The organism is Xanthomonas sp. WHRI 10207 (assembly GCF_040202975.1).
GTDB lineage: Bacteria > Pseudomonadota > Gammaproteobacteria > Xanthomonadales > Xanthomonadaceae > Xanthomonas.
Window position 1 is genome coordinate 644003 of the sequence record NZ_JBEGDX010000002.1, and the last position, 20152, is coordinate 664154.

Sequence of the window (20152 nt, forward strand, 5' to 3'; positions counted from 1 at the left end):
AGGAGAAAGATCAGCCGTCGCCGAACGGCAACGTCAATCCGGCATTGTCGCCCAGCGGCGCGGAGACGCCAAAAAACGCCCGCACATCGGCGATTTCACGCGTGCGCGCAAACGGTGGCAGCGACTTCATGAAAGTGCGTCCGTAGCTCTTGTTCACCAATCGCGGGTCGCACAGCACCAGCACGCCGCGGTCGGTCTCGCTGCGAATCAGCCGCCCAACACCCTGCTTGAGCGCGATGACCGCCTGCGGCAATTGCTCGTCGCGAAAGGGGTTGCCGCCCTCGCGGCGGATCGCATCCAGGCGCGCTTCGAACACCGGGTCGTCGGGCGCGGCAAACGGCAGTTTGTCGATCACCACCACGCTCAATGCATCGCCGACCACGTCCACGCCCTCGCGGAAACTGGCCGACCCCAGCAGCACGCCGTTGCCGGAATCGCGAAAGCGCTGCAGCAGCGTGGCGCGCGGCGCTTCGCCCTGTACGAACAACGGCCATGGCGCACCACGCAATGCTTCGGCCGCTTCGCGCAGCGCGCGGTGCGAGGCAAACAACAAGAACGCACGGCCGTTGGAGGCGTCCAGCACCGGGGTCAACGCCGCGATCAAGGCGGTACCGAAACCGCGCGCGGCCGGATCGGGCAGATTGGGTGGCAGGTAGCACAACGCCTGACGTTCCCAGTCGAAGGGACTCGGCTGCAGCAAGGTCACCGGGTCGCTCAAGCCCAATCGCAGCGCGATGTGGTCGAACTCGCCACCCACCGCCAGCGTGGCCGAGGTGAACACCCAGGCTGCCTGCGATTTTTCGCGGTGCTCGCGTAGCGGCCCGGACACGTCCAGCGGCGTGCGCTGGCAGCGGAATCCACGCGGGCTGAGCTCATACCAGAGCACATCGTTGTCGACGGCCTGTTCCGGCAGATCCTGGGCAAAATCCGCCACGGGCACGTCTTCGCCCAGCCAGCGCGACAAGCGGTTCAGCGCTTCCTGCGCACGTGCGGTGCAGCCATCGAATCCCGGTGAGGCCTCGCGCAACGGCAGCAGCGATTCGCCCAAGCGCGCCAATGCCGACAGCACCGCATCGAACCCTTCGCGCACCTGCGGTTTGGCCAGTGCACGCCATTGCGTGCCGCGCGGCGGCAGGCCTTCCATGCCGGCGCGCAGGCCGCGCAAGGCCTCGTCCAGGGCGAGGATCGGCTCTTGCAGACTGGCCTGCGCACCCGCGACCAGACGCGCTTCGACCATGCAATCGCGCGCCAGCTCCTGCCACGGCCGCATGCCGAAACTTTCGCCGAAGAAATTGGCTGCAAGCTCCGGCAGCTGGTGCGCTTCGTCGATGACAAAGGCCTGCGCGCCCGGCAGGATCTCACCGAAGCCTTCCTGCTTGAGCGCCAGATCGGCCAACAGCAGATGGTGATTGACCACCACCAGATCGGCGGCCTGCGCACGCTGGCGTGCCTGCACCACGAAGCACTCGCTGTAGAACGGGCACTCGGTGCCCAGGCAGTTGTCGACGGTGGAGGTCACCATCGGCAGCAGCGGCGAATCGTCCGGCAAGGCTTCCATCTCGGCCATGTCGCCGTACTGGGTGCGCCCGCTCCAAGCCACGATGCGCTGGAATTGCGACACCTGCTCGGGCGTGGCGAAGCGCGGCTCGCCGCGCGCCTGCTGGGTGCGGTATTTGCACAGGTAATTGGCGCGGCCTTTCAACAGCGCACTGCGCAACCCGATGCCCAACGCGGCGCGCACACGCGGCAGATCGCGATGGAATAGCTGATCCTGCAGCGCACGCGTGCCGGTCGAGACGATGGTCTTGAGCCCGGACAGCAATGCCGGCACCAGATACGCATAGGTCTTGCCGGTGCCAGTGCCGGCCTCGGCCAGCAGCACGTCGCGCTGTTCGAACGCCTCGGCGATGGCGCCGGTCAGGCGCAACTGCGCATCGCGCGGCGCAAACGCATCGAGCTGACGCGCAAGCGCCCCGCCCTCGCTGAGCGCCTCGATGCTGGCAGTGGCAAGTTGGGACATGAGACCGACGGATGCGGAAGAAGAAGCACGACAGCCTAGCGCGTGCGCGGTGATGCTGCCTGGATCGGGCCTGCAGCAGTCGGTAAACACTTCATCGCGGTAAGGCGACTGCGGCAGACGTGAGAGGGGGATGCATCGATTTTACAGCTGCGTTGTGCCATGCGCGGCTGATGCCGCTTGCCAGCGAGGATCAAGCGCCTTCGATGCAGTTGGCGCGCGGTGATCGCTGCGTCATCCGTGCGGTCCGATGCGCTGTTATGTTTTTGTCGCTAGAGATGCGCTGCCCCATCCGGACACAGATTGCATCCCGATCGGCGATGCAACCTTCGTCACCCAGCTGCTTGGTTGGCATGCATCGGCGACTTGCAGACAACAAGGCAGGTTACCCGTGCCACGCGCGTGGTCACACATCACCCATAAGCGGCCAAAGGCACGCAACCACGAACGCATACCACTCGAACACCAGACCTGCTGCGGACGAGGCAGAGGGTGCTGTTATCGAGTGACCTATGAGAGGCACGCTACTCGCTCAACCGCGCATGACGCAGCCAGCCCAACCGGTCGCGCTGCTGGCAGCGCAACCGGTGCCACCCGCACTCAGTACCGCTTCACGCCCGGCACGGTGCAGCCGGCGATCTGCGACTTGGCCGAGGCGGCATTTTCCTTTTCGCCACGCGCCAGCCGCGATTGTTCGATGGTGGCCCAATGGCGACGGCACAGCGGGCCGGTCTTGGAGCCAAGCTCCACCGCCTGGTTGGCAAAGCGTTCGGCGGCCGGCCAATCGGCCTGCAGCACGGCCACTTCGGCACGCTCCTGCAGGATCGCCGGGTCGCCGGACACCAGCCCCAGCGCCTGATCCAGTGCCGCCGCCGCGCCGGGCAGATCGCCGGCCTGGCGCTTGGCCTTGGCGCTCTCGCGCAGATCGTCCACCTGCGGGTCGCGCAGCGGCTGCACCGACAACTCGGTGTCGTCCACGCCGGCTTCGCGTTCGATCAGCAACAGCCGTTGTGTGGGCGTAGTCGGGTCCACCGGGGTCGGCGGCGGCGCGGGCGGCGCACTGACGCAGGCAGTGACTGCGGCGAGCACGCCGACCAGGACAACAAGGCGGTGCAATCGGATCATGGGGTCACTCCACTCAATGTGCAGGGGGCGCCGACGCAGGCGCCGGGGCGGGCTCTTCCGGCTTCTTTTCCAATCCGAAGAAACGCCGCCAGCCGCCGCCGCTGGATTGCTCGGCGGGTGCGGATCCATCGTCCGGCACGTCTTCGATGGAGGGCGCATTACCGGCACACGGCGCATAGGCCGGCGTGAAGCCGACCACGAACGGGAACTGGCGTGCGCCCGGGCAGCCAGCATCGGTGACGCCTGTGCCGGCCGCATCTACCGACTGCCAGTCCAGGCCCTTGCCACTGACCTTCAATGGTGCGCTGGGCAGGCGCGCGAAAATGCTCGACCACACCCGCATCGCGCCGGTCGCGCCGTACAGGCCGGTCTGCTCGTTCTGATCGTTACCCATCCAGATCACCGCCAGATGGTCGCCGGTGTAGCCGGCATACCAACTGTCGCGGCCGTCGTTGGAGGTGCCGGTCTTGCCGGCCGGCGACAGGCGCCCGAGGCCATCGCCCAGCAGCTGCCGCGCAGTACCGCCACTGACCACCTGCTGCAGAGCGACGCTGATCAGGTTGGCCGCCACCGAATCGCCTTCCTGCGCCGGCGCCGGGGTCTTGTCATAGCGCTTGAGCAACTTGCCCTGCGGGTCGAGCACGCCACGCACCGCATGCAGTGGCTGGATCTCGCCACCGGCGGCCAGGAACTGGTACAGCTGCGCCATGCCGTACGGACTCTGATCGGTGGCGCCCAGGATCAGCGATGGGTTCGGGTCGGCCTTGATGCCGGCCAGCACCTGGATCAATTGCGCCACGCGGTCGGCGCCGACCTGCATGCCCACCCGCACCGTGGCCTGGTTATAGGAATGCGCCAGCGCATCGATCAGGCGCACCGTGCCGTGGCTGCGGTTGTCGGAATTGCCCGGCGACCAGGTCTTGCCCCGACTGAGCTGCACCGTGACCGGCGCATCGTCGACCCAGCTGGACAACGCCCAGCGATCCGGCGAGGCCAGCGCCAGCAGATAGACGAACGGCTTGAGCAACGAGCCAACCTGCCGCTGCGCTTCGACTGCGCGATTGAAGCCCGGCTTGGCCACATCGCGGCTGCCGACCACTGCCAGCACATCGCCGTTGTGCACGTCGGTCATCACCAGGCCCGCCTGCAGCGGCGGGCGCTTTTTGTTGTCCAGCCGCTTGATGGTGCCGGTCACCGCGCCTTCGGCATAGGCCTGCGCGGACGGCGACATGCCGGTGAGCACGCTCATGCCGGCGCCTTGCAGCACGCCTTCGGGGTAATCGTGGGCCAGCTGCCGGCGCACCAGATCCACATAGGCCGGGAAGCGGTTGGCCGCGACCAGACCCGGCTCGGTAGGCACACCCAGCGGCGCGGCCAGCGCGCGCTTGTATTCGGCGTCGTCGATCAGCTGGTTCTCGTGCAGCTTGCCCAGCACGAAGTTGCGTCGATCCAGCGCGCGCTCCGGATTGCGCCGCGGGTCGTAATACGACGGCCCCTTGACCAACCCGATCAGCAGTGCGATCTGCTCGGTGGTCATCGAATTGAGCTCGCGGCCGAACCACAGCTCCGCACCCGATGACACGCCGTGGATGGCCTGCCCGCCGCGCTGACCCAGATAGACCTGGTTGAGGTAAGCCTCCAGGATGGTGCGCTTGTCGTAGCGCGCCTCCATGATCACCGCGTACATAATTTCGTTGAATTTGCGCGTGACCGTCTGTTCCTTGCCGATGCCGAGCAGCCCGCTGCGCGCCAGCTGCTGGGTCAAGGTGCTGGCGCCCTGACGGACCTGGCCGCCGGAGCGCACCATGATCCACGCCGCACGCACCATGCCGCTCAGATCGATGCCGTGGTGGCTATTGAAATCGCGGTCTTCTACGGCCTGCAAGCCGGTGACCAGCAGTTCCGGCACTTCTTCCATGCGCACCAGGCGGCGCTCTTCCTGCTTCTGGCCGTAGAGCGTGGCGATACGCGCCGGATCCAGGCGTGCGCTCTTGAGCGTCTTGCGATCGGCAGCATCGCGCAGGTTCGCCACGCGGCCGCCAGCCAGGCTGACCTCGATACGTCGGGCAGGCACGCGCCCGTCCACATCGTTATAGCCGCGGCTGGCGATGGTGAAGCGGCTGCCATCCTGCTGATAGGTGCCGGCCAGCTTGGCCTGGCCGTCGTCGCGGTAGGACGCCGCATCCAGCTCGGTCTTCAGCGTGGCCGCATCCAACGCATTGCCGGGCACCAGCACCAACGGGCGCCCGTACACACGGGTCGGGATCTGCCAACGCAGCTCGCCGAAGCGTTGCGTGACCTGCTTGTTCAGATACACCGTGTAAGGAATCAGGAAACCGAGCGCCAGCGCGATCGCGGCAAATCCCCAGACAATCAGTCTGCGTTGCCAGCGGGGGCCTTGCGCGTTGGAGTCGTCCTGAAAGTCGTCGGAATCGTCGTGGTCGTAGCGTCGGGGCACAGGGATGCGAGAATGTAGAGTCGGGCGAGTCTAGCGCAGCGCTGTCATGGTTGCGGCCCGCTGGCCCCGCCGACTTAAGCGCGGCTAACAAACGTCCACGCTCACCGCCGCGCCGCCGCGGCCGGTGCTCGGCGCGGCCAGTGCTCCTCGGTACACTGGCGGCGGTTGTCTGCCGGCTGCGCCATCGCACTCCCTGCTGACTCCATTCACCCGTCTCTCCGCTGGAGTTTCAACGCAATGTCGATGTCCCTGGCCGATGCGCGCTATCTGTTCAATCGCGTGCTCGGCCTGATCCACCGCAGCGTGGCCAGCATGCGTACACGCGGATGGCGGGCCACCTGGCAGCGCATTCGCGTACACACGCAGGCACCGCCGGTGGCGCTCGGCACACCGCTATGGCTGCCCGATACCGCGCCATTTGCTGCATTCGCAGTACCGCACAGCGCCGCGCCGCGCGTGACGGTGGTGATCCCGGTCTACAACCACATCGCCCATACGCTGGCCTGTCTGCGTGCGCTGGCTGCGCATCCACCAACGCTGGAGGTGGAGATCGTCGTGGTGGACGACGGCAGTAGCGATGCCACCGCCGTGCAGCTGCCGCAGATTGCCGGCCTGCACTACCACCTGCGCGCCAGCAACGGCGGCTTCATTGCTGCCTGCAACGACGGGATTGCGCTGGCGCTTGGCGAATACGTGGTGTTGCTCAACAACGACACCATTCCGCAACCCGGCTGGCTGGATCGACTGATCGGCACCTTCACAGCGCATCCGAACGCCGGCCTGGTCGGCGCGCAATTGGTGTATCCGGACGGGCGCCTGCAGGAATCTGGCGGTGTGGTCTTCGGCGACGGCAGCGCATGGAGCTACGGCCGCTTCGAGTCTGCCGACGACCCGCGCTATGCCTATGTGCGCGCGATGGACTACTGCTCGGGTGCGGCGATCGCGCTGCCACGGGCGCTGTTGCTGCAGACCCTGGGCGGGCTGGATCGCCGCTACATGCCGGCCTATTACGAAGACACCGACCTGGCCTTTGCAGTGCGCGCCGCCGGGCACCAGGTTCTGGTGCAGCCGGCCAGCGTGGTGGTGCATGACGAAGGCACCAGCAACGGCACCGACACGCGCACCGGAGTAAAGGCCTACCAGGTGCGCAATCAAGCCGTTTTCGCGGAAAAATGGCAGCAGGCGCTGGCGACGCAGTTGCCGGTCGGCACGGTGCCAGGGCCGGCGCAGCTGCATCGCGGGCAACGCCAGGTGCTGATTCTGGACGAAGGCGTGCCGCACCCGGATCGCGATTCCGGTTCGTTGCGGCAGTTCAATCTGATCCGGCTATTGCGCGAAGAAGGCGCCCATGTGGTGTTCGTGCCGACCCGGCGCGAACATGCAGGACGCCACACCCAGGCGCTGCAGCAACTAGGCGTGGAGGTCTGGTATGCGCCGTTCCTGGACGGCATCGGCAGCTGGTTGCGCGCGCACGGCCCGCGCTTTGCGGTGGTGCTGCTGGTGCGGCACCACGTTGCCCACGCCTGCCTGCCATTGTTGAAACAGTACGCGCCGCAGGCACGCACCTTGTTCGACACCGTCGACCTGCATTACCTGCGCGAACGCCGCGGCGCCGAGCTTGCCGGCGATGCCAATCTGCTGCGCAGCGCAGAACGCACCCGCGTACGCGAACTGGAAATCATGGCGGCCACCGACGTCACCCTGCTGGTGTCTGCCGCCGAACAGGCGCAATTGCGCGCGGATGCGCCGCAGATCCGCACTGCCCTGCTCTCCAACCTGCACGAGGTCGCCGGCAGCGGGCACAGCTTTGTGCAACGCCGCGACCTGGTGTTCGTGGGCGGCTTCCGCCATCCGCCCAATGTGGATGCGGTGCAGTGGTTCATCAGCGCGATCTTTCCGCAGGTGCGCGCGCAACTGCCCGACGTGGAGTTTCATTGCATCGGTGCGGATCTGCCGGCGGCGCTGAAGCTGCTTGCAGACGAATGCCCCGGTGTGCGACTGCATGGCCATGTGCCGGATTTGGTGCCGTTCATGGACAGCGCCCGCATTGCGGTCGCCCCGCTGCGCTTCGGCGCCGGCGTCAAAGGCAAGATCAATCTGAGCATGGCGCATGGTCAACCGGTGGTCGGCACCACCTGCGCGGTGGAAGGCATGCATCTGCGCGATGGCGACGATGTCTGCGTGGCCGACGAAGCCGATGCCTTTGCCAGCGCCATCGTGCGGCTGTATCAGGATGCAGCGCTATGGCAGAAGCTGGCCGACAACGGGCTGCGCAACGTGGCCGAGCACTTCTCGCTGGACGCAGCGCGCGCGACGGTCCGCGAGCTGTTTATCGCGGGGTGAGGTGGCGCCCCTGGTGACTCACGGGTGCTTTGCGGATCGGGTACTTGCCTTCGTACCACGCAGATCATTGCGGGCTGCATCGATGTCTTGGCGCGCAGGACGCGGGACTTTGCACAGTTCGCTTACCGCGACGACGGACGACGAACGCGCACATGCATCGCGACGCTTCGCTCGTGCCCTCATCCGCCCTTCGGGCACCTTCTCCCGGTGGGAGAACGGAGCAACAACCGGTACGGACTGCGGGCAACTAACAAAACTACTTTGCTGCGCCAGGCGAGCGCGTCCGGTACTCGGAATGCTCATGTACCACGCGCACGCTCCTGTTCTGAGCGCGCCGTCCATACCCACTTGATGACTGCGCACTACGTCTTGCTAGCCGCTCTGCGGTCATCTTCTGCGCGACAGGGGCAGTGCTGAGGGTGTGGCCAGCCGCCAGGGTTATCTCGCCCAGAGCAATCGCCTGATGCACCCAAGCTGGTCGGCCATTGCCTTCGGCGAAGATGACGTCGAAGCGCTCCTCGATGTCTCCGGTCGATCACCATCCACTACCGGCATGCACAGGCCAAACGCCGACCAAAACAGCGCACGCCTCAGCGCTGCTCGGCCACCGCCCTGACCCGGCGCGTGAATTCGGCCAGCTCCGGCAAGCCGGGATCTAGTTGATGGGCTTCGTCCTGGGCACGGCGCGCGAACGCCGCATCCTCCTGGCCCAGGCGCTCGCTGCCGACTGCGACCCAGCGCTGGGCCAAGCGTCGACGCGCGCCGGGCAACGCATCGCCATTCGGCGTCAGCGCCTGCCAGGCATCCAGGCAACCGCGCGCGGCGCGCAGCCGGTTATTGCGCAGCTCGTCTTCGAAACAGCGCTGGCTGGCCGGCACCACGCGTGCGGCGGCCTGCAGCACGCGTGGATCGCGCGGTGCCAGCGCTTGCGCCGCGCGCACCGCGTCGTACGCACTGGCGCCGGGCGGCGTCATCCATTGCTGCCGCGCTTCGGCATCGGCGACGCGTTGCAACAGCAGGCGCAAGCGGCGCTCGCGCACGCCACGCGACAGCCCGGTTTCCGGGCTGCGCTGGGCGTCGCGTGCGCGGGCAATAGCCTGCTCGGCCTGGGCGATGGATGCGGCGCCCGGTACCAGCGACTGCGCCTGTTGCAACGACTGCATCGCCGCGTCGAACTGAAAATCTGCGGCCTGCCGGCCTGCCTGCGCGGCGTATTCGTTGGCCACCCGTTCCAGCCCGCGCTGCGCGCCGACATCGGCCGGCTCGGCCGCCAGCACGGCGTTGAAATCGCGTGCAGCGGGGGCCAATCGACCGCGGCGCAGCAATGCCTCGGCACGTTGCCGGCGCTGGTCCAGCACACGGTGATAATGCCCTTCGGTCGACGGCACGTCGGCATGCCCGGCGTCGTAGCGTTTGGCCGCTGCCAGCAGGCGCGCCGCCTCGCCGAGTGCGTCGCGCGCCAGCGCGTGACGCGCCTGCGCCAAGAGATCGGTCAGGGCATCTTCGCGCCCCTCCAGCGCGTCGGTGCGGTCGGGCGCCAGGGTCAAAATGCGCTGATACAGCGGCAGCGCGCTATCGGGCGTGCCATCCAGGCGACCTTGCTGCTGAGCGGCAACGGCCTGCGCCAGCAAGGCATCCAGCCCGGCGCGGCGCGCCTGCAGTTGACGCAGCCGCAGCGCAACCGGCGCCACCTGTGCCTGCGGCACCTCCAATGCAGTTGCCAGTGCCAGCGTGCGCTGCGCGGCGTCCGCATCGCCGGCCGCGATGGCGGCGCGCGCCTGCACCACGGCAGCCACGCCGGTCCGGGCCAACCCGACCCGCGCCTCGCTACGATCGTTGTCCAACGCAAGCGCCGCGGTGAACAGTTCGCGCGCACCGCTGCCATCAGCGGCACTAAGCTTGCCGCGCGACAGCGCAACATCGCCACGTTGCAGCAGTTGCTGGATCCGGGTATCCGGCCACAGCACATCGCCCAGCGGCTTGCGCAGCGCGATGACGCTCAACAGCAGACAGGCGGCCAGCGCCAGCACCACGCGCCACAGCGCACGGCTGCGCAACGGCGCCCAGAGGCGCGGCGACCTGACCCAGCGCGGCAGCGGGAACATACGGTAGCGTCCATCCTTGGCGCGACCTGACGGGGGCGCGTTCACGTGCGTATGGTAGCTGGCCGTGTTGCGAAGACGGTGTAGGGGCGGGATTGGCGGATTCGGAATTGGTCAAGGCAAGCGCTGCGGGTGCGGGTGCGCTGTCCGGACTGCTCTGGTGAATCGATACGTCGTAAAGGCAGTTGCACGACGCCTGGGTTGGCTGACACGTGGGGCCCGCAGCACGGAGACCGCGCAAGCGACTCCCGAAGCGCAGCACACCGAGAGTCAGCCGATGCTCTGCGCCATCCCAAGATGATGTGCGCCACCCCAACCACCAGCAGCATTCGCCAGAAACACGCAACGCCGCTTGACCGCGCTCAGCCCAGTCGCCGCACCTCATTCACGCCGGGCAAGGCATCCAGTTTGCCAAGCAGCGCGGACAGCTGGTCGTAGTCGCTCACCTTGAGCCGCAACCGCAGCTGCGCCCTGCCGGTGTCGCGCACGTTGTCGCTGTTGATTTCCAGCACGTGGGCATCTTCCTGCGCGATCAGGTTGGTGATGTCCTTGAGCAGCCAGCGGCGGTCCACGGCACGCACCTGCACATCCACTTCGTACCCGCTGCCGGCCTTGCCCCATTCCACCGGCAACACGCGTTGCGGGTGGGCAGCCGCCAGGCGTGCCAATGCCGCGCAGTCGGTGCGGTGCACGGTGATGCCGCGCCCGCGGGTGAGGTAGCCGGCAATCGGTTCGCCGGCCACCGGTTGGCAGCACCGCGCCAGTTGCACCAGCAGATTCCCCACGCCCTGCACGGTGAATTTGGATTTCCCCAAGCTCTCGCGGCGCGCAGTCGGTCGCGGTGGCGCCGGCACCGCAGGTTGCGAGGCCGCGCGCTCGGCTTCCAGCAGCGCACGGCTGACCTGGTTTGGCCCGGTATCGCCCAGCGCCACCTGGATATACAAATCGTCGACATTTTCAGCATGGAACTTGCGCGTCGCCACGCTTAGATCGGCATGCTGCAGACCCAGACGCTTGAGCTCGCGATCGAGCAACTCCTTGCCCGCCTGCACATTGCGCGCACGGTCGAGCTTGTGGAACCAGGCGCGCACCTTGTCGCGCGAACGCCCGCTGGCCAGAAAGCCGTTGGACGCCAGCAGCCAGTCGCGACGCGGGTCGGCTTCCTTGGCGGTCATGATTTCCACGCGGTCGCCGCTGCGCAGCCGATAGGTCAGCGGCACGATGCGGTCGTTGACCCGCGCGCCACGGCAGCGGTGCCCCACCATGGTGTGCACGTGGTACGCAAAATCCAGCGGGGTGGCGCCCTGCGGCAGATCGATGACCTCGCCCTTGGGCGTCAGCGCATACACGCGGTCTTCGATCAGCTCGGCATCCAGCGCACCGGCCAACTCGCCGTGGTCGCCTTCCTGCACCTGTTCCAGCAACTGGCGCATCCACAGGATCTTGCGGTCGAACGCCTTTTCGGCACCCTTGCCGCCTTCCTTGTACTTCCAGTGAGCGGCCACGCCGAGCTCGGCCTGGGCATGCATCTCGTGGGTGCGGATCTGGATCTCGATCGTGCGCCCTTCCGGCCCAACCACCGCGGTATGCAGCGAGCGGTAGTCGTTGGCCTTGGGCCGGGCGATGTAATCGTCGAACTCGCTGGGCACCGGCGCCCACAGCGAATGCACCGCGCCTAACGCCGCATAGCAGGCCGCCACGTCGTCGACCATGACGCGCACCGCGCGCACGTCGTAGAGCTGGTCGAACGACAGCCGCTTTTTCTGCATCTTCCGCCAGATGCTGTAGATGTGCTTCGGCCGCCCACTCACCTCTGCGCGCAGGCCCTGCTCTGCCAATGCGCTCGACAAGGTGCGCTTGACCGCCTCGATGTAACGCTCGCGCGCCACCCGTGTTTCGTCCACTTCGCGCGCGATGCGGCGATAGGTATCAGGTTCCAGGTGCCGGAAGGCCAGGTCTTCCAGCTCCCACTTCACCTGCCAGATGCCCAGACGGTTGGCCAGCGGCGCATGGATGTCGCGGGTGAGCTGGGCCAGCGCGCGGCGCTGCTCCTCGCTGAGGCGGTCGCCCACGCGCATGCGCGTCAGCTGCCGCGCCAGCAGGATTGGCACCACGCGCAGGTCGTGGATGATGGACAACAGCAGGCGCCGCAAGCCCTCGCTGTTGCGCCCGGCCTCGCGTCCGGCATGCAGCGCCCAGACCTGATCGGCCGCATCCAGGCCATCCAGCAATCCTTCCACGACCACGCGCCGCTCCGCCGGTTGCCAGGGCAAGCCGGCCACCGCACCGCGTAATGCCGGCAGATCGAACAGCAAGGCCGCAATCAGCGTGGCCTCGTCGGCTGCCAGCGACGCCAGCACGTCTAACGTGTCGGCCAGCAGCGCCCACGGCACGCTGTCTGCCTGCGCGGGCGGCGCCTCCTGCCAGGCCTGCGCCAATGCATCGCGTAATGCCGGTGCGATCGACGCAACGGCCGGGCGCTGCAGCAAGGCATGCAGGCGTTCGAATGAGGAACTGGTCACAACGGTGGACACGGCGGCCGGCGATCACTGGGGTCTGACAGCTACGGTAACGTGCGCGTCACCTTCTCTACAACGCGCAATTTCGGCGCAAATGCCGGCCGGCGGCATGTTTGCGCTTATGGTCGGTTCACCCGCCAAGGTCTTGATTCGCAACCGCTCTGCGATGGATAGGCGCTCGCGCGGCGTGCCAATTGCGACGCAATGCCGGCTTTTTACAAGCTCTTTACAATTGGAATAAATCGGCTGCCTATGCTCGGCTCACGTCATCGCTGCATTACGCCGCGACGGCGTTTTTCCACCCACTGCGAGGTAGCCGATGAAGACCTGGAAGAAGCCTGTCGTTCGTGAAGTCAACTGTGGCGCCGAAATCAACTGCTACGTCTCTGGCGAGTTTTGATCCGGCACGTCTCAATCGCACCAGCCGCCCTTCCTTTTGATGCATGACCGGCAACTGCCGGCAGAGTAGGTAACAGTTTCCATGCGCATCATCGTTTTGGGATCGGCGGCCGGCGGTGGGCACCCGCAGTGGAATTGCCATACACCCGCAAGTCAGCGGGCCTGGCAACAAGCAGACGGTGCCCAACGTCGTACCCAAGCCAGCATCGCGGTCAGTGCCGACGGCGAGCGTTGGGTTCTGATCAATGCGTCCCCCGATTTCCGGCAGCAGATTCTCGCTACACCTGCGCTCTGGCCGCAGCACGGCCTGCGCCATTCGCCGATCGAAGCGGTGCTGCTGACCAGCGGCGAGATCGACCATATCGCCGGATTGTTGTCGATGCGCGAAAGCCAGGCCTTCTCGCTGCATGCCAGCAGTCGCGTGCTGGACCTGCTGGCGCAAAACCCCATCTTCGACGCGGTGAATCCAAACTACGTGACGCGCCAGCCATTTGCGCTGGACACGCCGGTGTCGCTGCTCGGCCTGCAGCTGACGCCCTTCTCGGTGCCGGGCAAGGTGCCGCTGTTCATGGAATCGCGCAGCGGCGGCGATCTGGCCGGCTCCAACGAAGAAACCCTCGGGCTCACCATCGACGATGGCCAGCACCGCGTGCACTACATTCCCGGCTGCGCGGCGATGACCGATGCACTGCGCGCGCGCCTGCGAGGAGCCGAATTGGTCTTTTTCGACGGAACACTGTGGCGAGACGACGAGATGGTGCAACTCGGCATCAGCCAGAAGACAGGCCAGCGCATGGGCCACATGAGTATCGATGGCGCCGACGGCACCATCGCTGCGTTCGCCCCGTTAAATGTAGCGCGCAAGATTTTCATCCATCTCAACACCACCAATCCCGTGCTCGACATCCACTCGCCGGAGTACGCCAGTGCGCGTGCCAGCGGCTGGGACGTTGCCCACGACGGCCTGGAGATCACGCTGTGACCGCCCTGCTCACCCCCGACCAACTGGAAGCGGACCTGCGCGCGATCGGCGCACGCCTGTATCACGATCAGCACCCGTTTCATGCGCTGCTGCACCACGGCAAGCTCGATCGTGGCCAGGTGCAGGCCTGGGCGCTGAATCGCTTCGAATACCAGCGCTGCATTCCGCTGAAAGACGCGGCGATCCTGGCGCGCATGGAAGACCCGGCGCTGCGGCGAATCTGGCGCCAGCGCATCCTCGACCACGACGGTAATAGCGCCACCGATGGCGGCATCGCACGTTGGCTGCATCTGACCGACGCGCTGGGCCTGGATCGCGGCCTGGTCGAATCCGGGAGCGCCTTGCTGCCCGGCACGCGGTTTGCGGTGCAGGCCTATCTGCACTTCGTCCGCGAAAAAAGCCTTCTTGAGGCGATTGCCTCCTCGCTCACCGAACTGTTCGCTCCCAACATCATCGGCCAGCGCGTGGCCGGCATGCTCAAGCACTACGACTTCGTCTCGTCCGAGGCGCTGGCGTACTTCGAGCATCGCCTGACCGAGGCGCCGCGCGATTCGGATTTCGCGCTCGATTACGTCAAGCAGCACGCCGATACGGTCGAAAAACAGCAGCTGGTCAAGGCCGCGCTGCATTTCAAATGTTCGGTGTTGTGGGCACAGCTGGATGCCTTGCACGTGGCCTATGTCACGCCGGGCATCGTGTGGCCGGACGCGTTCGTGCCCGACCGCGACGCCCGCCGGGCCGCTGCGTGAGCGACATTACCCGCGAGAGTCAGCCAGCACTGCGCGCAGGCGTGCGTCTGCAGCACGACCGCACACGCGACCAGTGGGTGCTGCTTGCGCCCGAACGCGTTGTCGAACTCGACGAGATCGCCCAGGTGGTGGCGCAGCGCTTCGATGGCGCGCGTTCGCTGGCGCAGATTGCGCAGGAATTGGCCGCAGAGTTCGATGCCGACGCCGCCGAGATCGAAGTGGATGTGATCGAACTGACCAACACACTGCACCAGAAACGTCTGTTGCGGCTATGAACACTGCACCGCCACCGCTGTCGGTCCTGCTGGAGCTGACCCATCGCTGCCCGCTGGCATGCCCGTATTGCTCCAACCCGATTGCACTGGCGGCACTACGCGAAGAAATGGATACCGCCGGCTGGCGCTCGCTGCTGCAGCAGGCCGCCGACATGGGGGTGCTGCAGGCGCATTTTTCCGGCGGCGAACCGATGTTGCGCAAGGATCTACCCGAGCTGGTGGCGCATGCGCGTGAGCTCGGGCTGTACAGCAACCTGATCACCTCCGGCGTGGCCGGCGGCGAACCGATGCTGGACCAACTGCAAGCCGCCGGACTGGAGCATGTGCAGCTGAGCGTGCAAGACGTCGACCCGGCCGGCGCCGACCGCATCGCAGGGTATCGCAATAGCCTGTCGAAAAAGCGCGACTTTGCCGCGGCTGTGCGTGCTCGCGGCCTGCCGCTCACGCTCAACGCGGTGCTGCACCGGCACAACGCCGAACGCGTGCCCGGCATGATTGCGCTGGCGCTGGAATGGCAGGCCGAGCGCATCGAAGTGGCGCACACCCAGTACTACGGCTGGGGCCTGCGCAATCGTGCTGCGCTGATGCCCAGCCGCGAGCAGCTGATGGCGACCATTACCGCGGTGGAAACCGCGCGGCGCGAGCTCGGCGACCGTCTGGCGATCGACTTTGTCACCCCCGACTACTACGCGCGCCTGCCAAAGCCCTGCATGGGGGGCTGGGGCCAGCGCTTCGTCAATATCTCTCCGCGCGGCGACGTGCTGCCCTGCCACGCGGCCGAAACCATCGACGGCATGCGCTTCGACAACCTGCGCGAGCGCTCGCTGGCCGATATCTGGAACAACGGCGAGGCGTTCGTGCGGTTTCGCGGCACCGCCTGGATGCCCGAGGTCTGCCAGGAGTGTCCCAAACGCGAGATCGATTGGGGCGGTTGCCGCTGCCAGGCGCTGGCGCTCAGCGGCGATGCCGCCACGCTGGACCCGGTCTGCGAACGCTCGCCCGACCATGCGCAGGTGCGCGCCATTGCCGACACCGAGGCGGCTGCGTCGGCGCCGGAGTTCATCTATCGCCGCCCCGCCCGCCCCGCGCAGGCACCATCGGCCACTGCCGACCGCGTGGACTGACCGGCGTCGGCTGGCACGGCACAGCGTCTACACTAGCCACCTCTTCCCTGTCGGATGGCTTCCATGTCGCTCGTGCGCCGCATTCCCCTGCTGGTCTGCCTGTCTCTTGCATTGACCGCCACCCCGGCCCTGGCGCAGCGCGCAGTCCACGGCGATCTGCAGTCGCAGATGAGCGCCGAACAGTTCAAGGCTGCTGGCCTGGACAAGCTCGATGCCAGCGAACTGGCTGCGCTCAACGACTGGCTGCAGGGCAAGGTCGCCAAGGAAGCCGCCGTCGTGGTCGAACAGGCAAAGGAAGCCGGCCGCCAGGAAATCATCGTCAAGAACCGTGGTTTCTTCGACTTCGGCAGCAAGGAGCCGATCGAGAGCAACATCGTCGGCGAGTTCAAGGGCTTCTCCAAAGGCCGCGTCTATACGCTGGCCAATGGTCAGGAATGGGAACAGACCGATGTGGCCAGCCTCTCCGGCGTGCGCAAGGAGGCTCCCAAGGTCAAGATCAAGCCAGGCCTGGTCGGCGTGTGGTATCTGCAGATCGAGGGGTACAACACCCCGGCCAAGGTGCGGCGGATCAAGTAAGCGCGGCCAACAAAACGACTGCGCTCGCCGTCAGGCGGGCGTAGCCGGTGCTCGGTGCGGCATGGGCCAGTCGTACGCTTCGGTGCTGAGTACGCCGTCAATGCATCGCTGACGACCGCTCGCTGCGTTTTTTACCCTTGCAAGTGTTAGCCCGTAAAAGCAGTGCCGATGGCGGAAAGGTGCTGCAGAAGCAGAGAAACGCTGCCCCTTGCCGGCGCGCGCGGATGTGCGATGAAGACTGGCCGGCACTGTCCGATCGCTTGTAAGCGCGCTTCTGCGAGAAGCTGGTAAGTCAATGTAGCTGCCTCTGTTTGCCGACAAGCTTGACTTCGTTTTCGCCGGCATCTGGTGTGGGCACTGCAAAGGATGGATGCGTCCTACGTGCCAGACTGGCCACCGACAACAGGCTTGATCTGCGCATCTGGCGCGGGCCAGGCCCTTGATCGCGCTGCCCCCAGCGCCGCTGACGGAGAATGCCGATGCGCCTGATGACACGCTGCGGGATTGCATTGCTGGCCTTGATCGCAGGGCCAGCACTGGCGTCCACTGCTACCGAACGCTGCGCCACCGCGCCCGAGGTCGGGTTTGATCAAGCTCTGATCTGCTATCGCGATGCAGTAGAACAGCAGCCGCTGGTCTACAGGCGAGGGGCCACCAGCCGCATCGCCGGTGTCGAGCGGCGCGACTACCTGTTGACCTCGCAGACATGGTCGCCTGAAGGGCTCGTCACCCCGGCCACCTGGCAGCATGACGTGGCGATGTATGTGCCCGCCGATGCGCTGCCGACGCGCGCATTATTGATCTCCACCAATGGCACGCGTCACCCGGTCGCCGGCAGTGCGGCGCAGCCGGCCAGCGAGTTGCCGCCTGAAGCGCTGGCGGCGCTGGCGCAACGCAGCCGCACCGTGGTCATCGCGCTGAGCGACATCCCCAATCAGGCGCTGCAGTATCAGGGCGATGCCGCCCCGCGCCGCGAGGACGACAGCGTCGCCTACAGCTGGTCGCTGTTTCTGCAATCGCCGCAGCAGCGCAAGACCATGCCGCTGCATGTACCGATGGCCGCGGCGATCGCGCGCACCATGAGTCTGGCCGAGCGCGAGTTGGCACCGCTGCAGATCCATCGCTTCATTCTTGCTGGCGCGTCCAAGCGCGGCTGGGCCAGCTGGCACGCCACCATCGCCGACCCACGCGTGGACGCTGTGGTGCCGTTCGTGATCGACATCCTCAACATGCCGGCCGTGCTGGACCACATGTATCGGGCATACGGCGGCAACTGGCCGATTGCATTCAACGCCTATGCGAAGCAGGGAATCACCGGGCAATTGCAGACCCCGGCGTTCGCGCAACTGGTGCAACTGCAGGACCCGCTGAGTTATCTGCACACGCCCTATCGCAAGCGCCTGAGAGTGCCCAAGTACATCGTCAACGCCAGCGGCGATGATTTTTTTCTGCCAGACAACACGCAGTTTTTCTATGACGCGCTGCCTGGCAGCAAGGCCTTGCGCATGGTGCCCAACAGCGCGCACAACGGCATCCGCGCATCGATCGTCGATAGCTTGGTGCCGTTCATTGCGCGGCTGCAGCAGCAACGCTCGCTCCCCAATGTGAGCGACACGTTGCGCGCAGGCGACGCACCGCACATTCGCTTCCGCTCGTCGGAACGACCGACGCAAGTGCGGCTGTGGGTGGCCACCAATCCGCAGGCGCGCGACTTCCGCTATGCCTGCGGCATCCGCTACCACGCCACCCCGATTGCGCTTGCACGCGGCAACACCGTTTCGGTGCCGGTGCAGACTCCAGATGCCGGTTGGAACGCCTATTTCGTCGAAGCCACCTATGCGGACGGATTCGTCGCCACCAGCCAGACCTATGTGCTTGGCAAGCAGCAATATCCCTCTACAGCACCTCCCACCGACAATGCCGCGTGCAGCACGTTGCCCGGCATTGCGAGTCGCGCTGCTGCGGGTTGAACGGTGATTGCTGTTGCAGGGAGCGCGGGCAACGCATCGCGCGGCGCGCCGTTCGGCATCTTGCATAGCCAACCTTGATCCGCAAACGGTAGTGACGCTGGGCCTGCCAATGGCTTTGGCTTCACCAGACAGTAGGTCGCGATGTCGCGTAGCGCTCCCAAATAAAGACAGGTGGTCGGTGGACTCGCACCTCACGGCCACCGCATGCATCCGCACCAGCTGAGCACGCCTGCACACCGTCACCGCGCCAACTGCAAACGCACCAACTGCACCGTCTTGTCCACGTTGCGCAATGAAGTCCGCATAGAACCGGTCCAAAGCGCGGTTTTTGCACTTGAGCCTGCCAACAAGATCGATCCAACCCGACTGGACCATTGACATCGTTGTCACCAACTTCTAAACAGGCCGCTACGCGCTGATGGCATCGGCTGATCAGACGGACTAAGGACTGCATGTGGCTGCGACTTCGCGTTCTGCTCACGCTTCTGCCACGCCTGCTGCTCCTGTCGCCGCCGGCTTTATTGCGGCCGATGTCGGCGGCACGCATGTGCGTCTTGGCCATGTGCTGCAAACAGAGCGCGCGGCGATTGCGCTTGCCCACTACCGCACCTATCGCTGCGGCGACTACGCCAGCCTGGACGCCATCCTGGCCGACTTCCTGCCGCAGGTGAGCCGTGTTGAAACGGTCGTGATCGCCAGCGCTGGCGTTGCGCTGGACGACGGCAGCTTCATCAGCAATAACCTGCCATGGAGTATCTCGCCCAGCCGCCTGCGCGCCGCGTTGGAACTGCGCAACGTGCATCTGGTCAACGACTTCGAAGCGGTCGCCTATGCGGCGCCGCAGATGGAAGCGCGTGCAGTGCTGCAACTGAGCGGGCCTACGCCGCGGCACGCACGCAGCGCTGGGCCGATCCTGGTGGTCGGTCCCGGTACCGGGTTGGGCGCGGCGGTGTGGATCGATGCCAAGCCGCGCCCCATCGTGCTGGCGACCGAAGCAGGCCAGGTTGCATTGGCCAGCACGCACGCGCACGAACAGCAGTTGCTGCGCATCCTGCTGCGCGACCAGCACTATCTGCCGCTCGAGCACGTGTTGTCCGGCCCTGGACTGTTGCGGCTGTATGCCGCGGTGTGTGCGCTGCACGGTTCGCCGCAACGTCATCAGCAGCCTGCGGCAATCACGCATGCGGCATTGCATGAAGACGACGCACTGGCGCGCGAAACCCTGCACGTGTTCTCCGCCCTGCTTGGCCACGCCGTCGGCGACATGGCGCTGGCCTACGGCGCTGCCGGCGGCATCTATCTGGCCGGCGGCATCCTGCCGACGGTCGGACACTTTCTGGCATCCAGCACGTTCGGCGCGCGTTTTCTGGACAAGGGCAACATGCGCGCGGTGCTCGAACGCATCCCGGTCAAGCTGGTCGAGCACGGGCAGCTGGGCGTGCTCGGTGCGGCCAATTGGTATCTGCAACACCACGCTGACGTGTCGTAAGCGTTCCACCGCGCGTTTTCCCGA

14 protein-coding genes and 1 other RNA gene are annotated in these 20152 nt (G+C 66.1%); 10 read left to right on the forward strand and 5 right to left on the reverse strand.

Annotation, left to right across the window (positions count from 1 at the left end; translation table 11 throughout):
* Positions 1–10 precede the first annotated feature (10 nt).
* The 3 genes from yoaA to mrcB form a co-directional block, all read right to left on the reverse strand.
* Complete coding sequence (gene yoaA / locus ABQU90_RS08405; RefSeq protein ID WP_055849187.1) at positions 11–2020, reverse strand: DNA repair helicase YoaA; 2010 nt, start codon at positions 2018–2020, stop codon at positions 11–13.
* 597 nt (positions 2021–2617) lie between these two features.
* The gene (locus tag ABQU90_RS08410; protein WP_323521391.1) at positions 2618–3142 is read right to left on the reverse strand and encodes a tetratricopeptide repeat protein; all 525 of its coding nucleotides are present in this window, start codon (positions 3140–3142) and stop codon (positions 2618–2620) included.
* 13 nt (positions 3143–3155) lie between these two features.
* Entirely contained in the window at positions 3156–5600 is a 2445-nt protein-coding gene (gene mrcB, locus ABQU90_RS08415; RefSeq protein ID WP_323521392.1) for a penicillin-binding protein 1B, read from the reverse strand.
* Positions 5601–5837: 237 nt separating this feature from the next.
* Here mrcB and ABQU90_RS08420 point away from each other — a divergent pair, with 237 nt between their 5' ends.
* Both ABQU90_RS08420 and ABQU90_RS08425 read left to right on the forward strand, forming a co-directional pair.
* A complete protein-coding gene (locus tag ABQU90_RS08420; protein WP_323521393.1) occupies positions 5838–7943 on the forward strand; it encodes a glycosyltransferase in 2106 nt (701 codons plus the stop codon).
* A gap of 301 nt (positions 7944–8244) precedes the next feature.
* Positions 8245–8321, forward strand: a non-coding RNA gene (locus ABQU90_RS08425) — sX9 sRNA.
* A 212-nt stretch (positions 8322–8533) separates the two neighbouring features.
* Here the strand turns inward: ABQU90_RS08425 and ABQU90_RS08430 are convergent.
* Complete coding sequence (locus ABQU90_RS08430) at positions 8534–10048, reverse strand: hypothetical protein (protein WP_323521394.1); 1515 nt, start codon at positions 10046–10048, stop codon at positions 8534–8536.
* A gap of 359 nt (positions 10049–10407) precedes the next feature.
* Complete coding sequence (locus ABQU90_RS08435; RefSeq protein ID WP_311240123.1) at positions 10408–12579, reverse strand: RelA/SpoT family protein; 2172 nt, start codon at positions 12577–12579, stop codon at positions 10408–10410.
* Positions 12580–12883: 304 nt separating this feature from the next.
* Here ABQU90_RS08435 and pqqA point away from each other — a divergent pair, with 304 nt between their 5' ends.
* From pqqA to ABQU90_RS08475, 8 genes are all read left to right on the forward strand, one after another.
* A complete protein-coding gene (gene pqqA, locus ABQU90_RS08440; RefSeq protein WP_002812057.1) occupies positions 12884–12964 on the forward strand; it encodes a pyrroloquinoline quinone precursor peptide PqqA in 81 nt (26 codons plus the stop codon).
* A gap of 81 nt (positions 12965–13045) precedes the next feature.
* Positions 13046–13945, forward strand: coding sequence for a pyrroloquinoline quinone biosynthesis protein PqqB (gene pqqB / locus ABQU90_RS08445; protein ID WP_323521395.1), 900 nt, complete (start codon positions 13046–13048; stop codon positions 13943–13945).
* Entirely contained in the window at positions 13942–14694 is a 753-nt protein-coding gene (pqqC, locus tag ABQU90_RS08450; RefSeq protein ID WP_323521396.1) for a pyrroloquinoline-quinone synthase PqqC, read from the forward strand. Before pqqB ends, pqqC begins: the two co-directional genes overlap by 4 nt.
* The gene (gene pqqD, locus ABQU90_RS08455; protein WP_503064411.1) at positions 14580–14969 is read left to right on the forward strand and encodes a pyrroloquinoline quinone biosynthesis peptide chaperone PqqD; all 390 of its coding nucleotides are present in this window, start codon (positions 14580–14582) and stop codon (positions 14967–14969) included. The genes pqqC and pqqD overlap by 115 nt, the downstream gene beginning before the upstream one ends.
* Complete coding sequence (gene pqqE / locus ABQU90_RS08460; RefSeq protein WP_323521397.1) at positions 14966–16093, forward strand: pyrroloquinoline quinone biosynthesis protein PqqE; 1128 nt, start codon at positions 14966–14968, stop codon at positions 16091–16093. Before pqqD ends, pqqE begins: the two co-directional genes overlap by 4 nt.
* Before the next feature lie 63 nt (positions 16094–16156).
* Positions 16157–16669, forward strand: a complete 513-nt coding sequence (locus ABQU90_RS08465) for a hypothetical protein (RefSeq protein ID WP_055849156.1) — start codon at positions 16157–16159, stop codon at positions 16667–16669.
* A gap of 479 nt (positions 16670–17148) precedes the next feature.
* Positions 17149–18639, forward strand: a complete 1491-nt coding sequence (locus ABQU90_RS08470) for a PhoPQ-activated pathogenicity-related family protein (protein WP_323521398.1) — start codon at positions 17149–17151, stop codon at positions 18637–18639.
* A gap of 454 nt (positions 18640–19093) precedes the next feature.
* Positions 19094–20128: a glucokinase family protein gene (locus ABQU90_RS08475; protein ID WP_323521399.1), complete on the forward strand. Its 1035-nt coding sequence runs from the start codon at positions 19094–19096 to the stop codon at positions 20126–20128.
* The last annotated feature ends 24 nt before the right edge of the window (positions 20129–20152 follow it).